The 20,069-nt window shown below is 39.9% G+C and carries 18 protein-coding genes; all 18 read right to left on the reverse strand.

What is annotated here, in order from left to right; all coding sequences use genetic code 11:
- Nucleotides 1-125 precede the first annotated feature (125 nt).
- Entirely contained in the window at nt 126-1,232 is a 1,107-nt protein-coding gene (locus J7E77_RS00700; RefSeq protein WP_214711693.1) for a cupin domain-containing protein, read from the reverse strand.
- 119 nt (nt 1,233-1,351) lie between these two features.
- Nucleotides 1,352-2,641: a histidinol dehydrogenase gene (gene hisD, locus J7E77_RS00705; protein ID WP_214711695.1), complete on the reverse strand. Its 1,290-nt coding sequence runs from the start codon at nt 2,639-2,641 to the stop codon at nt 1,352-1,354.
- Nucleotides 2,642-2,858: 217 nt separating this feature from the next.
- Nucleotides 2,859-3,929 (reverse strand): LacI family DNA-binding transcriptional regulator, encoded by a 1,071-nt coding sequence (locus J7E77_RS00710; protein WP_214711697.1) that lies wholly within the window; start codon nt 3,927-3,929, stop codon nt 2,859-2,861.
- 73 nt (nt 3,930-4,002) lie between these two features.
- Nucleotides 4,003-5,256: a histidinol dehydrogenase gene (gene hisD / locus J7E77_RS00715; RefSeq protein ID WP_214711699.1), complete on the reverse strand. Its 1,254-nt coding sequence runs from the start codon at nt 5,254-5,256 to the stop codon at nt 4,003-4,005.
- A 44-nt stretch (nt 5,257-5,300) separates the two neighbouring features.
- Nucleotides 5,301-6,539 carry an ester cyclase gene (locus J7E77_RS00720; RefSeq protein WP_214711700.1) on the reverse strand — a complete coding sequence of 413 codons (1,239 nt, stop codon included), beginning with the start codon at nt 6,537-6,539 and terminating at the stop codon, nt 5,301-5,303.
- A gap of 52 nt (nt 6,540-6,591) precedes the next feature.
- Nucleotides 6,592-7,485, reverse strand: a complete 894-nt coding sequence (locus J7E77_RS00725; protein ID WP_251027949.1) for a carbohydrate ABC transporter permease — start codon at nt 7,483-7,485, stop codon at nt 6,592-6,594.
- Nucleotides 7,485-8,363: a carbohydrate ABC transporter permease gene (locus tag J7E77_RS00730; protein WP_214711702.1), complete on the reverse strand. Its 879-nt coding sequence runs from the start codon at nt 8,361-8,363 to the stop codon at nt 7,485-7,487. Before J7E77_RS00730 ends, J7E77_RS00725 begins: the two co-directional genes overlap by 1 nt.
- Before the next feature lie 154 nt (nt 8,364-8,517).
- Nucleotides 8,518-9,876: an ABC transporter substrate-binding protein gene (locus tag J7E77_RS00735; RefSeq protein WP_214711704.1), complete on the reverse strand. Its 1,359-nt coding sequence runs from the start codon at nt 9,874-9,876 to the stop codon at nt 8,518-8,520.
- Between the two features lie 703 nt (nt 9,877-10,579).
- Nucleotides 10,580-11,956, reverse strand: coding sequence for an amidase (locus tag J7E77_RS00740; protein WP_214711706.1), 1,377 nt, complete (start codon nt 11,954-11,956; stop codon nt 10,580-10,582).
- 515 nt (nt 11,957-12,471) lie between these two features.
- A complete protein-coding gene (eat, locus tag J7E77_RS00745) occupies nt 12,472-13,875 on the reverse strand; it encodes an ethanolamine permease (protein ID WP_214711708.1) in 1,404 nt (467 codons plus the stop codon).
- A gap of 138 nt (nt 13,876-14,013) precedes the next feature.
- A complete protein-coding gene (gene mdh, locus J7E77_RS00750) occupies nt 14,014-14,958 on the reverse strand; it encodes a malate dehydrogenase (protein WP_214711710.1) in 945 nt (314 codons plus the stop codon).
- 25 nt (nt 14,959-14,983) lie between these two features.
- Nucleotides 14,984-15,337: a BMC domain-containing protein gene (locus J7E77_RS00755; RefSeq protein WP_214711801.1), complete on the reverse strand. Its 354-nt coding sequence runs from the start codon at nt 15,335-15,337 to the stop codon at nt 14,984-14,986.
- Between the two features lie 3 nt (nt 15,338-15,340).
- Complete coding sequence (locus J7E77_RS00760) at nt 15,341-15,616, reverse strand: EutN/CcmL family microcompartment protein (protein ID WP_214711712.1); 276 nt, start codon at nt 15,614-15,616, stop codon at nt 15,341-15,343.
- Nucleotides 15,617-15,633: 17 nt separating this feature from the next.
- Entirely contained in the window at nt 15,634-16,488 is an 855-nt protein-coding gene (gene pduL, locus J7E77_RS00765; RefSeq protein WP_214711714.1) for a phosphate propanoyltransferase, read from the reverse strand.
- Nucleotides 16,489-16,507: 19 nt separating this feature from the next.
- On the reverse strand, nt 16,508-16,801 hold the full coding sequence (locus J7E77_RS00770; RefSeq protein WP_144555092.1) for a BMC domain-containing protein: 294 nt from the start codon (nt 16,799-16,801) through the stop codon (nt 16,508-16,510).
- Nucleotides 16,802-16,816: 15 nt separating this feature from the next.
- The gene (locus J7E77_RS00775; RefSeq protein WP_214711716.1) at nt 16,817-18,340 is read right to left on the reverse strand and encodes an aldehyde dehydrogenase family protein; all 1,524 of its coding nucleotides are present in this window, start codon (nt 18,338-18,340) and stop codon (nt 16,817-16,819) included.
- Nucleotides 18,341-18,418: 78 nt separating this feature from the next.
- Nucleotides 18,419-19,072 (reverse strand): ethanolamine utilization microcompartment protein EutL, encoded by a 654-nt coding sequence (eutL, locus tag J7E77_RS00780; protein ID WP_214711718.1) that lies wholly within the window; start codon nt 19,070-19,072, stop codon nt 18,419-18,421.
- 15 nt (nt 19,073-19,087) lie between these two features.
- Nucleotides 19,088-20,059 carry an ethanolamine ammonia-lyase subunit EutC gene (gene eutC, locus J7E77_RS00785; RefSeq protein WP_214711720.1) on the reverse strand — a complete coding sequence of 324 codons (972 nt, stop codon included), beginning with the start codon at nt 20,057-20,059 and terminating at the stop codon, nt 19,088-19,090.
- Between the last annotated feature and the right edge of the window lie 10 nt (nt 20,060-20,069).

The raw sequence follows: 20,069 nt of genomic DNA on the forward strand, positions 1-20,069 counted from the left end.
TCTCATAAATAAAAGTATTGATATGGAACATGGAAAACTTTTAGTCTTTGAAAAAATCGTAACCCTCAAGCTGTTCTGAAACAGAAAACTTGGGGTTACGACCATTTCATTTTATTATTACTTATCTATAATTCTAGCAACCTATTGTTTTCATCCAGATATAAGCCGGTTTTCCTAGCAGCGCTTACCACTTCAGGTGCCCACTCAAGCTTTGGACGATCGTCCCCGCTGTTGATAATAAAGAGGAATCCTGTTTCCTTTCCTACACTTTCAATACGACGAAAAACATCCCTTGGAATAGACATGATATCCTTAGCTTTTAGCACGACTTCTCCGTCTTCTCCACTTTCTCCCAAAGAAACTTTCCATTCACCACTTTGAACGAAAACAACTTGCTTACCTGGTTGTTTGAAAGTATGGAATCCATTGCCGGGTTCAGCTTCCACTAACTCTAGGCTAAATGAATGTTTATAATTTAGGATTGTTGGACGATCAATGGCCTCCGCCATTCCCGGTCCAATCAACCCGTAGCTATTTTTGTTTCCTTTAGGAATTCGGCAATCCAAGTATGAAACTTCGTGAGGCACTCGTTTTTGGAAGCGAAAAATCTGTTTGCTCATTTCTTCTACGTTTATTTTCGGAACATTAGCCAGTTCTTCATCGTTTATAGGCACTACTACCTTTGCATCTGCTGGAACTTCCTGTCCAGCTGTCGTATCAATTAATCGTCCATCCTCCAATAAAACTAGTCCGTATCCTTCAGCAGCTCGCAGCACTTGAGGAGCCCATGTAACTTTCCCAGGATTATCTTCACCTAAAATGCAATACAAGAAACCATCGTCAGAGCCAATATTTTCAAATGCCCGGAAAATCTTAGTAGGAATGGAGAAAACGTCTCCCTCTTTTAAGATCGCCTCTCCTTCTGTCCCATCATTACCCCAGAAAAAGCGCCATGTCCCCTTAGCAACTATAAAAACCTCTGCAGTTAAGTGAGAATGAAGCGAGTTTTTTATTCCGTGCGGCATACCAGCCGCACCAAAGTTAAATCCATGTGCTTCCTCTAAATTGATAAACCTGTTTCTGCTTTCTGAAACACCAGGACCGATAATGGTATAGTTTTCTTTTCTGTCCGAACCAGGAGTTTTCGCATCTATAAAAGCGGTTCGGTCAGCGACCAAATCTTCGAAACGAATCACTCTCTTTTTAAATTGTTCTTTGGTTATAGTTATCAAAATATTTTTTCCTCCTTTTATAAGTAAAATGTTGTTATACTTCATTTCTCTGGGTAAAAATCGAACCCTCTAATGGTATTTGAATGTATTTCAATCCTATCCGGATTTTTAAACAAGGATTAACTTGTCACTGTTTTCTTGCCATACCGTTTAACGCGGAGTAAAGCTTGCTCACGATGGCCCATAAAGTTTTCTAATTCACATAATCTAGCGGCGTATTCACCAATAAAGGCACTCGCTTCTGGAGTACATTTTTGATAAGTACATGTCTTAATGAATTTTCCAACCCAAAGTCCTCCTGTGTAACGTGCAGCCCCCTTCGTTGGCAGGGTATGGTTTGTTCCAATCACTTTATCTCCATACGCAACATTCGTTTCTGGTCCTAAAAATAATGCACCGAAATTTTTCAGATTTTCTAAGAAATAGTCAGAATTTTCAGTTAGTATTTCTACATGTTCAAATGCTAATTTATCCGCTTCTTCTACAGCCTCTTCCAGTGTGTCAACAACAATAACGATTCCGTTTTCTTCCCAAGCAACCCTTGCTACGTCAGCAGTTGGCAGGACTTTTAATTGCCGCTCTATTTCAATTAAGGTTTCCTTTGCAATCCTGGCAGAGGTGGTAATTAAAGCTCCTGGGGAAGTCGGGCCATGTTCGGCTTGACCAAGAATATCACAGGCGATCATTTCAGGGTCAGCTTTGTCATCAGCGATTACTAAGGTTTCAGTTGGTCCTGCTAGCAAATCAATGCCTACAATTCCGAAAAGTTGCCGTTTTGCTTCAGCCACAAAGGCATTTCCAGGGCCGACAATCATATCTACCGGTACGATTGTTTCTGTACCAATCGCCATAGCAGCTAATGCCTGAACTCCGCCAAGGATATAAATTTCATCTGCTCCTGCCAGTGACATGGCAGCAATCGTTGCAGCTGGAATTTCTCCATTAATGGGGGGCGTACATGCGATCACCCGTTTTACTCCTGCAACTTTTGCAGTTAAAACGCTCATATGTGCCGAAGCAACCATCGGATACCTTCCTCCAGGGATATAGCATCCGACACTATTGATTGGGATATTTTTATGACCCAATGTTATTCCAGGTAATGTTTCCACTTCAATATCTCTAATCGATGATTTTTGGACCTCAGCAAATCTTTTTACTTGAGCCTGTGCAAATTTAATATCATTAATCGTTTCCTCAGGTACAGAATTAATAATTTCCTTAACTTGTTCCTGAGAGAGTTTAAAACTCTCTGGAGACCATTTGTCTAATTGTTTAGAAAACTCCCTTACAGCACTATCACCATTTTTCTTAACCTCTTCTATCATGGACTTCACTGTTTGGTAAACCTGCTCCTCTGACTGAGCTAGTTCTTCAACCGATTTTCCAACCTTTATAAACTGTGCCATCCGCATACACTCCTATTAAAATATCAAAATTATATTTGTTCTTTTCATTCAATCATCATTTTTTACATTAAGCTTTCGCCTAAAATTTCCAGATTAAATGATAGTATGAGGGCATGAATAGAAACGGTTGTAAGCAACTTTAGTCTCTATCCCTGCCCTTGTCTTTAAAAGATTTAGACCTAACATAACGAATCAAGAAATTTAAGGGTCGGGATTATTAAAAAATGGAAACAGGACCTGTGGTCTTTCGAATAATGAGTTCGGGTGCTAATTCAATTTGAATAGATTTCTCCATCACTTCATTTCCCTCAATTAATAGAAGCAGATTTTCCAATGCTAGAGTAGCCATGGTAACGATATTTTGAGAAACAGTAGTTAGACTGATTAAATGGTTGGCAGAAAAATTTATATTATCGTAACCTATGATAGAAAGATCTTCCGGCATTCTAAGACCTTGCTTAGCTGCAGCATCCATTATCGCTAATGCGATTTGATCAGAACCAGCAAAAATGGCAGTTGGCCTATTGTGAGTAAAGAGACGTGTAATAACAAAAGTGATAATTTCTTGGAAAGTCAATTCACCTTTATAAACCAAACTTTCATTATATGGAATATTATATTTTTTTAATGCATTAACATAACCTATGTGCCGCTGATAAAGATTCAAAAATCGATCAGGTCCGGAGACAAATGCGATTCTTTGATGACCGAGATTGATGAGGTGTTCTGTCGCTAAATAAGCACCTCTTTCATTATTTAGCACAACAAAATTGGCATGCTCATAATCATCCACCGGGCTATTATATAAAATAATAGGAAAACCAGATTGATATAGTTCATTGATTTTTTTATTAGACCGATTAATTGAACCAATAATAATCCCATCCACTCTTTTTCCAATAAAAGTCTGAATGGCTTGATCCAGATTATCATTTTGATAATCAGTGTAGCTTATGATGACATCATAATTTTGGTCATTGGCTCTTTTCATAATAATGCTAGATGTCTCAGCGTAAAATGGATTTGTAATATCACCAATGATTAAGCCGATTGTCCTTGTCTTCTTTTCCGCTAAGCTCCTGGCAATCTCATCCCGTGTAAAATTAAGTTCCTTAATGGCAGATAGAACCTTTTTTTTCGTATCTTCCTTAATATGTGGATAATTATTTAATACCCGCGAAACTGTTGATTGGGAAACACCAGCTTTTCTTGCGACATCATATGCATTAATACTATGTTTCATTTCTACCTTCACATTAATCATTACCCCTTTTGAATCCGCATTCATATATTTACCCGATTGATTAATTCATGATGTAGTAACATAGTAAAAAAATTTATTTAGCTGTTGGTACTCCATCCTAGGCTAAACGTATGGCAGCCGAGAGACGATGTCCCTCAAGACCTTCAATATCTGATTGTTTAGCAGCATGTGATGCTAAGTAATGTACACCATCCCCAATAATCTGTTGATGGGTCAATACCTTAACATAACTTCCTACCCACAGCCCTCCCGTATATCGGGCAGCTCTATTCGTTGGCAATGTATGGTTAGTTCCAGAAACCTTATCGGAAAATACAACTGAACTATCAGAATCTATAAAAAGTGAACCGTAATTATGAAGCTGCTCCATCAGAAGTCTACTATCTCTTACATGTAAATGCAGATGTTCGATCGCATAATCATTACAAATTTTAATTCCTTCTTGTAAAGACTCTGCATAGATAATTTCTCCCAAATTGGACCATGATTCATGCGCTGGGGAACTTGGAGAAAACTCTTGAAGCAAATGTTCAATTTCGTCCACGGTTTGTTTAGCCAGGTTACGAGAGGTTGTAACGAAAATGGCTCTTGCAAATGGATCATGTTCCGCCTGGGCCAAGAGGTCAGCAGCACATTTTTTTGGATTTGCTGAATCATCTGCAAAAACCATTACCTCGCTTGGACCAGCAATAAGATCTATCCCTACTTTTCCGAATACTTGACGTTTGGCCTCTGCAACAAATCGGTTTCCTGGGCCAGCTATGATATCCACTTCAGGGACTGATTCTGTTCCATAAGCCATGGCAGCAATAGCTTGGGCTCCCCCAATGGCAAATATATCGGTTGCACCTGATTTCACGAGCCCGTAAAGGACGGCAGGGTGGATACCCCCATTAAAATTTGCCGGACTGCATGCAACGATTTGTTTAGCTCCAGCTACTTTTGCAGGTGCAACAACCATCGGACCAGATGACAATAGCGGGAATCTCCCCCCTGGTACATAGGCTCCAATCTTTTCAATTGGAATAATACGATGACCCATTTGGATCCCTGGCCCAAATTCTCTTTCAAGTGGCATTAGACACTCAAGCTGCGCCTGAGAAAATGCCGAAATTCGGTCCACAACCCGGTCAATTAATTCTTTTACTTCATCTGATAGCGTATTGATGCATCTTTCAATTTCCTCATCGTTTACTCTTAACGGACGATCCGATTGACTAAAACGTTTTTCGTATTCTTTAACACCAGCATCGCCATCAGATTTAACAACTTCAATAATTTCTTTTACTGTTTGTTCAACATCATTAGAAAATGTCTGTTCATATAATTTTGCCTTTTTTAAGTATTCCAACTTACTTCCTCCTTTTTTTAAAAAAACTAGCCCAATACTATTAATCACGATACTCCAGTAAAATTTCCATCTTCGGTTTGAGAATTTTCAGATGATGCCTTTTCTTCTGATTCAGGCAAATAGATTTGCCGCAATACTTCCATTCCGTCAAATAATAGCCATTCTTCTACGATTCTTTCATTTCTTACTTTATAGTGACTAATTCCAAAGATATCAATCGGTTTTCCACTTGGCACCCCAAAATAACCAGTGCCCTCATGCATTCCTTGTAACCGCCAGCGAACAGCAACATCCCAATCTTGATCATTCTCTCTTCTATTGCAAGTAATCCGTTCAAGTACTAACTTTGCATTTGGTACTGAAGCAAACAGACTAATAAACATCCCCTGAATCTCATTTACGCCGACTAAATCTCTGTTACAGACATAATGAACCACTGCTTTATCTTCATAGAATTTTTTGACAAAGTTAAAGGAACGTCTCTCCCAAACTTTATTAAACAAATCGAGCATAAATTCCCCAATTTCGAACTCATCTGATGAAGGTATGAAGTGTTTTGGAGGAAGTCCTGTTTCAGCTGTTTCTGGGAGGCCAAAACTTAACGACGGGGCAAGCTTTTGAGTGCCTTTCGCTACTTTCTTAGCCACCTCAATCGGGTCAAATCCCAATTGTTGAACCAGATGATAGGTATCCATTACCAGCCATTCTTCATAAATTTTATTGGAATGAATAAGGCAGTCTGCCGTTGTTCTAAACATTACTTTTTTACCTGTTGCCGGTCCGTAATAGCTGTCCCCAGTATTAGTCGCAACTGATCTTCCTCTGTGAGAGGTAAAAAATCCATCTTGGTCATTGCCCGACCAAACAACACTCCAGCCTAATCCTTTTCGATCCGGAAAAGAATGCAGCGTTTGAAGAGTTCCGGAAATTACCTCATTTATTCCATGGCTGTTAATTAAGCCTTTGTGAATGCTTACCCCGGTACTGTAGGTATCATAAATTAAGCCAATATCTTTTTCTTTCCAAATTTGGCGGGTTATTTTAACAATATAATCAACAATATTGTTATACTCTTCATTAAATCCCCTCATGCTTTGCTTTTTCTGGTCAACAGGACTAATATTGACATAGTCGTAATCATCCTTAGAATCGATTGGATTCACTTCACTAGAGTCAGCATAAAAGATTAAATTTCCCCTATTCTTTATTTGAATGTTACTTCTTTTCTTATCTTCTGTTTTAATCATCACACTGGTTTCTTCTTTAGTTAATGTTTTCTCCATTTTCTGAACCATCCTTTTATAAATAATTATTGGCTAATCAGGCAATCACTCTTTATTTAACTCCGCCTGAAGTCATTCCTAAAATAAATTGCTTTCTTACAATCAACATAAAAATGATCGTTGGTATAACAAAGATGATTCCCGCTGCAGCCATTTGATTCCATAAGACTCCCTTTTCCCCATTAAAGAATGACAGGGCGACCGGTAATGTAACAGCCTCTTGATTTGTTAAAACTAATGCGAACATAAATTCATTCCATGTGATAACAAAGCAAAAAACGGTAGCTGTAATAATTCCCGGTTTAGCAAGAGGTAATAAAACATGCCAAATTACTTGAAGTCGATTTGCTCCATCAATCGTTGCGGCTTCCTCCATATCCTGTGGGATTTTATCAATAAAACCTTTAAGAAGCCAAATACCATAGGGAATTGTGTGACCTAAGTTAACAATGATTAGGGCGATCGTTGTATCAAGCAATCCCCAATTTCTGAACATGATAAAGTATGGAATGACGTTAACAATTAATGGAATAAATTGTGTCGCTAAAATTGCAAACAAAAATATTTGTTTCCCGGGGATTTTGAATCGGGAAAGACTATATGATGCAAGGATACTCACTGGCATTGTTATCAGCAGTGTTACAATAACAACAATGGTACTGTTAGAATAATATTTTCCAATATTAGATTGACTAAAGACAGTCTTAAAATTGTCTAGTGTAGCCTGAAAAAAAATGCTTGTTGTATAAACTTCCTGTTCCGGCTTAAATGCTGTAATTCCGATCCAAAAAATAGGAAGAAAAAGAAACAGGACGACAAGTATCACTCCAAAGCCTTCAAAAATAGCAGAAAAGGAAACCTTCTTATTTTTTTTGTTTATAACCAATGGGTCTGTCAATAATACTGAATCACTTTCTTTTTTGCTTAAATCCATTACACTACTCATTAATTCCAATCATCTCCTTTGACAAGCCTTCTCATGTATATGACGACAAACCCTATAGTGATCATCGCTAAAATGTAACCAAGTGCTGAGGCATATCCCATATCAAAGAAACGGAAGCCTGTTTTATAAATAAGGAAATTTAACACTTCTGTGGAATTTCCTGGTCCTCCTTGAGTTAGTGTGGCAATAGGGTCAAATGCCTTTAATGAAAACATTGTCATTAAAATGGAAGCAATTAAAATAATTGGTCTTAGCATCGGTAATGTAATATGTATTAGAGTTCGAATTCGAGAGGCCCCATCCACCTGAGCCGCTTCAAACACTTCTCTTGGCATACCCATTAAACCGCTAATAAACATGAGACTCATAAATGGAAGCCAAATCCAAACAACCACTGAAACTAGTGCTGCCATTGCTGTTTGTGGAGTGCCTAACCAAACTACATCTGCCAAAGGCGGAATGAAAAAGTCAATAATTTTATCAAATAAACCATAATCCGAATTTAACATGAATCGCCAAGAGTAACCGATAAGAGCTGCACTCATTGCAAAAGGAATAATTAAAACTGCGCGCAGATAGGAAAGATAACGCTTTTCTTTACTTAACAAGAGTGAAACCCCGATACTCAGTACAATGGTAATAAGTACAGTCAGTCCAGTAAAAATTAGTGTAATGACAACGCTATTCCAAAATTGTGAGTCCGAAAAGGCGCGTATATAATTTTCAAAGCCAATGAAAGGACCCATTTCTGTTGATTTCTTTAAGTCCCAAGTATGGAGACTGATCCAAAACGACCTAATAAGAGGGTAAATTGTCGTTGCTAAAATAAGAATGAGCGCAGGAGCAAGGATTGTATATTTAAAAACATTATTTTTCATTTAAAGTCCCTCCTAAGTAGTGTAGTAGGGTAATAGGAAACATCAATTGTGACATTTACACCCAATAGAGTACCAGATCCCCTATCTTGAAGGTTTAGAAGAAATTAGAAACCTTCTAAACCTTTATTGATAGGTGTATTTTAATCTTCAAATGTTACTTATAGTAACCAGCTTTATCCAAGAGCTTTTCAACCTGCTCTGAGGCTTTTTTTAGATTAGATTCAACCGGTTCACCTGTAGCCATTTTTGAGATGGCCGCACTAATAATATCCGCCACTTGTGGCCATTCCTGTATTTTTGGCAATGCACGAGAATTCTCAAAATTATCAGCTGCCACATCATAAAACCCATCACTTAAACTATTAAGTTCCTTATTTCGGAGGTTCTCAGTTTGTGTGATTACGGTAGATTGCACTTCAGCTGGGACTTCATTCTTAACCGTCTTCATTACAATATCAAGTTCTTCTTGAGGCTCTGCAATCCACTTCATAACTTCCCATGCAGCCTCTTTATTTTTAGACCCCTTCATCATTGCCAATGGGAAAGATGAAACGTTTGCTTTGCTATCTTTCCCTTCCCATCCAGGAACAGGGGCAAACCCTACATTTCCTGCAACTTCTGGAGCAGCTGATTCTTTGCTGTTGAATTCAGAGAACACCCACCACCAGCCTAACCACATGGCAGCCTTACCTTGTTTAAAGAATGTACGAGAATCTTGTTCACCAAAGGTTACAGAACCCGGCGGTGCCACTTTATCTTTTACAAGAAGATCAATATAGCGTTGCGTAGCCTCTACGCCTTCCTTGGATGCAAATGTTGGTTTCATATCTTTATCAAAAATGTCACCACCATTACTCCATAAATAAGCTGTCCACATAAATAGGTTTTGACCATTATTACCTGCACCATAGTACGGAACGACACCAGATAAGTCAGTGTTGTCGGTAATTTTTTTACTTGCTTCCTCAAACTCTTTCCAAGTGGTAGGAGGTTGAATGTTTAATTTTTGAAAGATATCTTTACGATAAAACAGCATTTGAACGTGAGCCCTTACCGGCAAACTCTGAATCTTACCATCAAATGTGGATAGATCAATCGCAGCTTTTGGCCAACGATTTAAATCAATATTGTCCCTTTTTACATAGTTATCAAGAGGTTCTACAAACTGTGAAATAGAAGAACCCATGGAATCAAGGTGTACAACTAAATCGTATGCTCCTCCATTCGCAATACCGTCTGTGGTGATGTCTTCTAAAAGGTTTTCATAAGGAGTTTCAATAAATTTTACTTTAATGCCTGTTCTTTTCGTAAATTCTTTGGATCTTTCCTTCCATGCGTTAAATTGGCCAACACCGCCAGCTGAAAGTAATACTTTCACTGTTTTCCCCTTCAAAGAATCTGCACTCGGTTTGGTTTCGCCGTTTGAAGATTCTGAATTACTACATCCAGAAATAATAAGGGTTACTAGCATTAAGAGAACAGCGAAAAAACGAAATCCTTTTTTTATACTCATTTGCACATTCCTCTCTTTTAATAGGATGATTTAAATTTTTTTAGGTACATCATTTCTTGTAAAATGTTTTGTATATGACATTGAGCTATTAATAATTTTAGACCTTTAATAAAAGTGCACATACGGTAGAGCATTATTAATAAGCTAAATGATTTGCTGGGGTCTGGAGTTGATTAAGTACTATATTTTTTCAACTTAACTGGATGAAATATCTTGACGTAAAATTATCTGAAGGCTGTTTGAAGGATTATTGTGTAGTTTCTGTGGTGTGGTGGTATTTCAAAAAGTTTTTTATTAATCTGCATTATTGTTACAAGATTTGTTTTGAATCCGCATTCATTTTATAAAAATTACCTTTTGATCAAATTTAATTTAATCCGCATTCACAATAAAACATTTTCTATTTTTATCTGCACTCAGGTTCTAAAAAACTCCTTTGGAGAGCCTATCAACTACTTCCTACTGGCATTTGTTTCATTTGAATCCGCATTCATAAGAATAAATATTTCTTTTACCTTATTTAGTTTTTATTTCACAAAAAAATATAAGCTGCTAGCTAGCATTGAATGCGCATTCCTTATAAACAATATATTAAACTTGGAAACTATCTATGTCAATACTGAATATTCTAAAAAATTTAAAAATTAAATATCATTGAAACAATATAACTCTCATAATGTTTTAATTTATTACACTTTCTCGCTTAATTTTTTACGATTTTTTCCCTTACTTTATAAAAATCCAATAACATGGCTTGTTCATATGAATGCGCATTCCTGATCAAAAGGTCCTCCCTATGATGATTTGCTATTAATTGCAGACCAATTGGAACGGATCCATGAGATAATCCGCAAGGAATGGAAAGCGCTGGATGGCCCGTTATATTAAATAAACAGGTAAATCGAATCATGCATTCATCGATAGATTCCATCTCTCCAGCTAACAAGAACTCTTTAATCCCTATGTCTGGTGGCCCTATAGGCATAGTTGGAGTCACTAAAATATCAACAAATTCAAAAAGTTTGCTTAAATCTCTCGTCATTTGTGCTCTTTTGTTTAAGCCATCAATGTATGAGTGGGCGGAAATAGATTTACTCTTATCAAATGTGTTTATTGCTTCCTCACTATATTGGGATAGCGATAAGTTAATTAATTCACTATGGAAATAACCAACCTCGGAGGTAGCTAATATATGTGCTATTTTTCTTGGATCATCGAAATTAGGAATTTCAAGTTCTACTATTAATGCTCCTAACCTTTCAAAAGTACTAAATGCATTCTTATAGAAACTCAAAACATCATTATCTACCCTTTCATAAAAGTACTGCTTAGGAACCCCGATTCTCATTCCTCTTATGTCAGAAATACAATTATTCGTGAATGTTTTCTTTGTGATAGCCTCCATCATGATAGCTAAATCTTCAACATTTCGAGCAATTGGACCTGTATGATCGAGGGAATTGGATAATGGTTTTATACCGCTCATATTAATTAAATCATATGTTGGTTTTAACCCTATCACACCACAGCACGAAGAAGGTACTCGAATGGAACCTGCAGTATCTGTGCCGATTGACCCCATACAAAGATTAGCTGCAACGGCAACTGCTGAACCACCACTTGAACCGCCAGCTGTAACATTGTCATTCCAAGGATTTTTAATATCACCGAAAAAGGAATTTTTTGAGGTGATACCAAATGCAAATTCATACATATTGGTTTTTCCAATGTTCACAGCACCTTCAGAATTAAGAGCTTCAACAACACTTGCATTACTTTCAGGAATTCGATTTTTATGAATAACAGAACCGCTCGTTGTTAATATCCCTTTAGTATCAATGTTATCCTTGTAAGAAATTGGTATGCCCTCAAGAATTCTTATATCTCCTCCTTCCATTATTCTCTTTTCTGAAATTACAGCTTGGTCAAAGGCTTTTTCTTCATTAACCGTAATAAAAGCATTAAGTTTTGGGTTATGAGTTTTTATTTGTTTCACATACTCCTCGAGGATTTCTACAGGAGAAAATTCTTTTTCCCTATATCCGTTAATGATTTCTCTTATTGATTTTTCCAATACCATATATGCCCCCTTAATAATCCTTTAGTTCTGGAATCAAACCTGTTTTAAACATCTTTTTTTCCTTTGTTTAATTCTACATCAATTCGAGATATCCTTTATTTTCTGAAAATACTCATTATAATATTCCATTATTAAATAGAGTTACTATTTTAGAATATAAAGGAATTGAATTTACTAGTACTTAAAAGCCTTAACAACTTTATATTGGACCTGAAGGACCTATGGAGGCTATTTCCAAGATGGAAGACAATTTCCTTGGTAACATTAGCAATTTCATGAACATGAAGGTAACCGTTATAGTTGAATCCAACAGAATTATTGTAAAATTTTGTACTTAAACTAAAGTGCTTCGTTAGTACACTAAGAAAAGCTGCCAAAATGACAGTTCCGATCTTAAACTCTTACACTCGCTTGTTTAATAAGAGATTAACCATCAAGATTTTCAATTACTTTCAACAAACTCTATATACAAAAAAGATGCCCCACCCCAATGGAACATCTTTTTCTATTGAACGTTATCCTATTTTCTCATCTGTCCCTGTATCTCCAGAAGTCACATCCTCAATTAAAACAAACTCCTCCGACATTGGACGAAGTTTCTTGGATCCTACTAAGAAATAGTAGACAATCGCCACACCAAAAATCGTCAGAATCACACCCGCCAAAGGCAGCTCCACTCCAAACAAAGGAAGAGTTGTCGTTAACACGCTGTATTTTACCACGCAGAAGAAAGAGAAAACACCCAATACTAATGCAATCGCCGGTACAACAGGGTAGCTCACCTTAAATGGTCTTTCCAAATTCGGCTCCTTTTTACGCAGCACAAACAACGAAACCATACTTAAGCAGTACATCGTAATCGCACCAAAAACGGATAGGATAATCAACGCATTTGCAAAGTTTGCTGAGCCTGCTGCGATCACTCCAATCGCTCCAGGAACAATCAAGCCCCAATGCGGCACCCCGCGTTTCGAAAGATTAGACAAAAACTTAGGCAGGTATCCTGCACGAGCCAGGGCAAACGTTTGACGGGAATAACCAATAATAATACCGTGCAAGCTGGCAATTAAACCAAATAAACCAATAATGGCAACTGATTTTGGAATAAAGCTGCCTTCTCCATAAATACTTGCCAATGCCTGTGGAAGTGGATAATCCGCCGGTTTACCGGTACCGCCGCCAAGTCCTGCCGTTACGACTAAGGTTAAAATCGTTGCCACACCAAGCGTTAAAATACCGGAAATAAAGCCTTTTGGAATATCCTTCTTCGGGTCGCGTACCTCTTCTGCTGCCATCGCTCCCCCCTCAATCGCAAGGAAGAACCAAATGGCATATGGAATTGCTGCCAAAACACCGGACCAGCCATGACTAAAAGCCATATCATTAAATATATTGGATGATTGAACATGAGGTAAACCGGCCACATAATAAATCGCGAGGCCGATTAGTGCCAATACCGTTGCCACTAACTCAATGATAGCGGCACCTTTTACACCTATGAGGTTGACCAAAATAAATAAAATAAACATTCCGACCGTTGCATAAACGGGATTAATACTTGGGATTAAGAAATTGATATACGCTCCAACAGAAACCGCAATCGCTGGAGGGGCAAATACGAATTCCAGTAAACAGGCTAAACCGGTTATAAAGCCCATAAACGGCCCCATTGCCTTTCGGGCGTAGGCAGACGGTCCGCCGGCATGAGGGATGGAAGTTGAAAGCTCTGAATAACTAAAAATAAAGGTCGTATAAAAGACAATAATAATCAGTGCGGCAATGCCGAGGCCAATGGTGCCACCCGATTCAAAACCATAGTTCCAGCCAAAATATTGGCCGGATATGACCATCCCTACAGCAATACCCCAGAGATGGATTGGTTTAAGCGCTTTTTGTAAATGGTTGTTTCCCTGCTCCATATACCCTTCCCCTTTCAAAGTAAATCTCCTGGAAATATTAAAGTAAAACCATATCCCATACACGACTATTTCCAAAACTAGGTGTTACTAGTTTAATATAGAATTGTAGTAGGATTCACAGGATATATTATCCAAATATTATAGTTTCTTCAAAATCGACATAACATTCCGAACAGATTGGGCTGATTGATCAAGTGCTGTTTTTTCTTCAGGGGTTAACGCAATTTCAATTACCGTTTCAATCCCATCGCCGCCAAGGATCGTTGGAACCCCTAGATATAAATCCTGATAGCCATATTCCCCTTCCAGATAGGCAATACATGGCAAGATTCGTTTTTTGTCCTTTAATATGGCTTCAGCCATTTGGACCATCGAAGCTGCCGGGGCGTAGTAGGCACTGCCTTGACCTAGCAAACTGACAATCTCGCCGCCACCTTTACGCGTTCTTTCCACAATCGCTTCAATTCGGTGAGGCGGGAGAATTTTATCAAGCGGGATTCCGCCGGCATAAGAGAATCGAACCAATGGGACCATATCATCACCATGCCCGCCAAGGACAAAACCTGAAATATCTTCCACTGACACATTCAATTCCTGTGCAACAAAAGTGTTGAAACGCGCAGTATCTAAGACTCCGGACTGACCGATAATCCTATTTTTAGGAAACCCTGTTGTTTTATAGCAAACATAGGTCATCGCATCAACAGGATTACTTAAAACGATAATGTAGCTATTCGGCGCATATTTTTTAATATTTTCAGAGACTTGCTCGATAATTTTTGCATTGGTAGAAACCAAATCATCCCGGCTCATCCCTGGTTTCCGCGGCAGCCCTGCAGTGATTAACACCAAATCAGCATCCTGTATATCCGCATAATCTGAGGTACCCGTTATATTTGCATTAAAGCCTTGGACAGGGCTTGCTTCCAGCATATCCAGTGCCTTCCCTTTGGTCGGATCGTTTTGAGACGGGATATCAACCAGAATGACATCTCCTAATTCTTTTTGCGCAATCATCAGCGCCGCTGTTGCACCAGTAAATCCTGCACCAATCACTGCAATTTTTTTACGTTTGAAAACCATATTTCTTCCTCCATTCTTTTAAAAATTATTCTGTTTGTGCTGGAGGCTCATCTTGTTTTGCTCTTTGACCCCTTTTTGCAGGTTTTGGTTTCTCCTCGCCCTTTTTCGGCGTCTGTGCCAACATTTGCCCTACTTCCTCATCCGGACGCGGGATAACATGCGCGGTTACCAGCACCCCGACACTTTGAGCAGCATACTTGCCAGCATCGACCGCTGCCTGGACAGCCCCGACATCTCCTTCTACTAAAATCGAAACGAGTCCGGCGTCCACTTTTTCTTTTTTAACTAAACGTACATCCGCTGCTTTAACCATTGCATCTGCGGCAACGATCGAGGCAATCAGCCCTCTAGTTTCAATCATTCCTAAGGCTTTTGACATCACTTACGCACCTCCTTCAACATCAATAGAATCGATAATTCCGATAATGACAGCATCAATCGGCATTCTATGGTCACCGATAATATTTGCCGCCGCACTTCCCGTTGTAACCATCACTTTATCTCCGACTCCTGCACCAATCCGATCCACCGCAATAAACGGTGAAAGGATAGGCGCCCCGGATGGAAGCTCCGGCTGGACAAATAAATATTTTAATCCTATTAGATTCTCTTCCTTCCTTGTCGCCCATACATTTCCTATCACCGTTCCAACTAACAAAAAATCATCCCCTTAAACTAATCCATAACCTGGATGCTTTTCTTCAACTCTCTTGCAGCATCTCGTGCCAATGGAGTCACAATTGTGCCTTTTCGAACCAATATCATCTCGTACTGACATGCCTGCACATCTCTTTTGGTTAAGAGATTTTTTTGAAAATGAACTTCTATTGGTTCGTTTTGTTCAGGTGATACCTGATTGGTCACAGGCTGGGGTTTTACCAAAGGCTCCCCATCCTTAACAATGAAACCAGCCTGACCGCTTGTAATGAACCCGGCATTAGCTTCATCGGTATCGATATGCATCTCAAGCTGATATCTCGGTGAAACCCTTATAAGTACTTTTTCAAACGAAACCGGGCGTTCCCCTTCTGTTCGGATTCGTACATACTCGCCGTTTTCAAGGCCAAAATAAGCGGCATCCTCAGGGTGCATATGAATATGAGCCTGGGCAATGATCAGTCCTTCATTTTTGAAAATACTTCCTTTGGGCCCTGCCAGAGTAATCGGTGCAGAACCAGCAATATTGCCAGATTCCCTTACGGGCGGTTTCAACCCAAGCTTTACTGCATCCGTTCTGCTGACTTCCACTTGTGTTAAAGAACGGGCCGGACCGAGGATTCGCACTTTTTCAATGCTTCCTCTTGGTCCGACAATGACCACCGTTTCATTAGCCGCAAATTGACCGGGCTGAGACAAGTCCGCTTTTTTCGTTAACTCATACCCTTTGCCAAAAAGCGTTTCTAAATCAGCTTGACTTAAGTGGCAATGGCGTGCAGAGACAGCCATCGGGATTGTATTGGGTCTGAAGTCCTTTTTTAACAATTGCTGAATCACTTCTTCAACAACCGTTCGAATAGATTGTTCATTCATCGAATTGGCTCCTTACTTCTTACACTTCCACTTCTAATTTTGGTAAAATGCTCTCCAATTCGTTGTGCGGACGTGGGATGACATGAACAGATAATAGTTCACCAACACGTTCTGCTGCTGCCGCACCTGCTTCAGTTGCCGCTTTAACCGCACCTACATCTCCGCGGACAAGAACCGTTACAAGCCCGCCGCCAACATGTACTTTACCGACTAAATGTACGTTTGCTGCCTTTACCATTGCATCTGCTGCTTCCACGGATGCTACCAAACCTTTTGTTTCCACCATTCCTAATGCTGTTAATTCTCTAGCCATTGTAAATTCCTCCTATTAATTCATTTGATATTTTTTTAATACTTGATTTACCAATTCAGAGATTACCTGCGAATCTAGCTGGCCCGATACATTCACATTGCATAAAACCTGATTCACAATCTCGTCTACATGGTTGCTGGCACCCCATTGTGGAGCAGGACTTTTGCTGGATGGTTTTGGAACGTTAACCTCTTTTGTTCCATAGGCCATTCTTTTGATATTGATTAAATGGCGGGCCGTTAGATTGTCTGATGTAATATTACCGCCAAATGATCCACAGCCAAGTGTCAGCGATGGCATCAATTCCGTTGTGGCTCCAACCGCACCAATGGAAGAAAGAGTATTCACCATCAGTCGTGATACTGGCATGAATAGCGCAAATTCACGGGCTACATTTTCATCATTGGTGTGAAGGGATAAGCTATGTCCCATCCCGCCTAAATTTAAGATTTTCACACACAGCTCTTTTGCACTTTCATAGCTTTCAGCTGTATAAATCGGAAAGATCGGCGAAAGTTTTTCAATGGAAAAAGGAACGTCCTTCCCTATCCGCGTTTCTTCCGCAATTAAAATCGTTGTGTCGGCTGGAACGGAAATACCCGCCAATTCCGCAATCTTGACAGCTCTTTGACCAACAATTGCTGGATTCAGCTTTCCTGGCAATGGTGAAATCACCTTTTCTAAAAGTGATTTCTCCTGCTCATTTAAGAAATAGGCGCCATTATTTTTAAGCTCCCTTACGGCCATTTCTTTGACATTCTGGTCAACCACAATGGCTTGTTCCGTTGCACAAATCGTGCCGTTATCAAACGTTTTGCTTTGAACAATCATTTTGACCGCTTTTTCGATATTGGCGGTTTTTTCGATATAGACGGGCACGTTTCCAGGACCGACACCATATGCAGGCTTACCTGAACTGTAGGCAGCACGGACTAAATCTTTTCCGCCAGTTGCTAAAATCAAATTAATATCACGATGGTGCATTAATTCAGTGGTTGCTGCCATTGTTGGTTTTGAGATCCAGCCAATAATTCCGTCCGGCGCTCCCGCATCAACGGCTGCCTCCAAACAAATCTTTAAAGCGGCGACTGAGCATATCACTGCACGTGGGTGCGGACTAAATACGATTCCATTTCTTGTTTTTAGGGCGATTAATGCTTTAAAAATCGCACTCGAAGTTGGATTTGTCGTTGGAGTGATCCCGGCAATCACCCCAAAAGGTGAGGCGACTTCGACTATTTTCTTTGTACGGTCCTCGTTAATGATTCCAACTGTCTTCTCGTTTTTAATAGATTCATAGACAGCATGTGAACCGACGTCATTTTTCATTTTTTTATGTTCGACTACACCCATTCCGGTTTCTTCGACCGCCATCTGGGCTAATTCAAGTGATTTGGCAGCAGCCGCTTCGGCTGCCCGTTTCACAATTTTGTCGACTTGTTCTTGGGAAAACGCCAAGTACTTTTGCTGTGCTTCTTTAGCTTTCTGAACTGCATCCCGCATTTCCTGAATGGATTGTAAATCTAAATCGAATGGCAACAGGGACACTCCTTTCTCTCTTGTTTTTTGTGTGAAAAATTACACGTATGCAGCATTATCCGCCAATTAAATAGGAATCTAATACTGTCGTGGATTTCTCGCAATCTCGATAATCACAGCACGGAAAGCATCCGCTGCCGCCTGGCATGCCGATTGCGACCCGGTCAATAGCCCACCTCCAAAGTTTGTTTCCGAAGGCGGTCCAAAAAACTTAACCAGCTCTACATCCGCAGCCTTTAACGCCGCATCCATTCCATACACCGCTTCAAGCGGCGGGGCAATCAAATAGGCTAGTGCTTCACCTTGATTAATCCCTGCCTCAGCTGATAGATAAGAACCGGTTCTTGCCACGACATGGGCATACAATGCATGGTTTTTTTCCTCATTGATTGCCTCAAAATACGCTTCATTTTCTGCGGTTTGAATCACCGCATCTATCCCGCTTTTCACTTCATCTGGACTTGGACCGGCCAACACGCCGATCATTTCACCAGACAATGGCCCTGATGCATGCGCAGAACCTGCGTAGAAGGACTTTGCATAGACAACATCAACATCTGCGCGTTTCGTTGCTTCATCAAGAGCTGTATAGCCGACATCGTCAATCGTTGAGGTAAAAATCGCTAAACTCCGTTGATGGGGTTTTAACTGAAACTGAGCTGCTAAGGCAGGGTCAACGTTTGGAATAATCCGAACAGCCAAGATATTTGCATGAATTCGTTCTAATGCCATTTATTAACCCTCCCCTTATTGCTCTTTTTGTACCAGCGAAACACCACTGGCTTCATATTTTAATATTTTTTGCACGAGAGTTCCGATATAGGCGCCGGCCTCCACCGGTGGAATGCCTCCCTTATGAATATTGGAGATGACCATCCGGTCGGCCTCAATGGTGCCGTGGCGTGGTTCGTAGCAGAGATACGCACTTAACGATTCCGCACTCACGAGACCTGGACGTTCACCAATCAAGTAAACAATCACTTTCGGTTTTAGGATCTCCCCAACATCATCCATTGCCGCCACCCGGCCTTTTTCGATAAAAAATGGTGTTCCGACATCGAGCCCTAAGCTTTGAAGCGATTGATTAAGAGATAAATAGACATCCTCTAAATTTTCCTCGACCGCTTTCGAACTTAAGCCGTCAGAAAAAATAATTTGAACCGTCGGAGACTTTCTACATTTTTGATCAATTAATTGTTTTGCCTCATCAGAGAGCTTTCGGCCGAAGTCAGGACGGCGGATATAGACCTCTTTGTCGGTAACCTTCGTGTTAACTTTTAATAAGGATAAGCTTTCAAGTATTTTCGGATCGACATCACCATAAACGGCATCGACTGCTGCCGCATGGTCAAAGCGAAACTTCAGCCAAGTGTCCGTTTTGGGCCTTAATCCCGCACGGCCGACGCCAATTCTTGCCGGTGTTTTGCTAATTAAAAGATCCAGCTCTTCCTTATTAATCGGATTTTCAAGTCCTACAGGCGGCTTTGGTTCAAGAAGTATTTCTTTTTCATGGGCTGACACCACGCAGCCCGGACTTTGATTGCACTCTGTTTCAACATGATTCGTCCGGTGGCTCCAAAATTTCACTTCCACTTTTGCCGATGTATCATCGTTCGTCTTTTTCTTAACTTCTTCCACCGCCGCACCGCCTTCAGCGGTCTTCGTCTGCAATTTTTCAACCACCATTTTCGTGATTTGTTCCACTAACTCAGGATTCACTCCTTACACC

This window comes from Bacillus sp. ISL-77 (assembly GCF_018613105.1).

Excerpts from the sequence above, each read along its gene's own strand:
- J7E77_RS00755 (WP_214711801.1), bottom strand. The coding sequence starts at position 15,337 with ATGTCAAAAGCCTTAGGAATGATTGAAACTAGAGGGCTGATTGCCTCG.
- J7E77_RS00735 (WP_214711704.1), bottom strand. The coding sequence starts at position 9,876 with ATGAGTATAAAAAAAGGATTTCGTTTTTTCGCTGTTCTCTTAATGCTA.
- J7E77_RS00710 (WP_214711697.1), bottom strand. The coding sequence starts at position 3,929 with ATGAATGCGGATTCAAAAGGGGTAATGATTAATGTGAAGGTAGAAATG.
- mdh (WP_214711710.1), bottom strand. The coding sequence starts at position 14,958 with ATGGTTTTCAAACGTAAAAAAATTGCAGTGATTGGTGCAGGATTTACT.
- hisD (WP_214711695.1), bottom strand. The coding sequence starts at position 2,641 with ATGGCACAGTTTATAAAGGTTGGAAAATCGGTTGAAGAACTAGCTCAG.
- eat (WP_214711708.1), bottom strand. The coding sequence starts at position 13,875 with ATGGAGCAGGGAAACAACCATTTACAAAAAGCGCTTAAACCAATCCAT.
- J7E77_RS00725 (WP_251027949.1), bottom strand. The coding sequence starts at position 7,485 with ATGAGTAGTGTAATGGATTTAAGCAAAAAAGAAAGTGATTCAGTATTA.
- J7E77_RS00720 (WP_214711700.1), bottom strand. The coding sequence starts at position 6,539 with ATGGAGAAAACATTAACTAAAGAAGAAACCAGTGTGATGATTAAAACA.
- J7E77_RS00740 (WP_214711706.1), bottom strand. The coding sequence starts at position 11,956 with ATGGTATTGGAAAAATCAATAAGAGAAATCATTAACGGATATAGGGAA.
- pduL (WP_214711714.1), bottom strand. The coding sequence starts at position 16,488 with ATGAATGAACAATCTATTCGAACGGTTGTTGAAGAAGTGATTCAGCAA.
- J7E77_RS00770 (WP_144555092.1), bottom strand. The coding sequence starts at position 16,801 with ATGGCTAGAGAATTAACAGCATTAGGAATGGTGGAAACAAAAGGTTTG.
- J7E77_RS00730 (WP_214711702.1), bottom strand. The coding sequence starts at position 8,363 with ATGAAAAATAATGTTTTTAAATATACAATCCTTGCTCCTGCGCTCATT.
- eutL (WP_214711718.1), bottom strand. The coding sequence starts at position 19,072 with ATGGCATTAGAACGAATTCATGCAAATATCTTGGCTGTTCGGATTATT.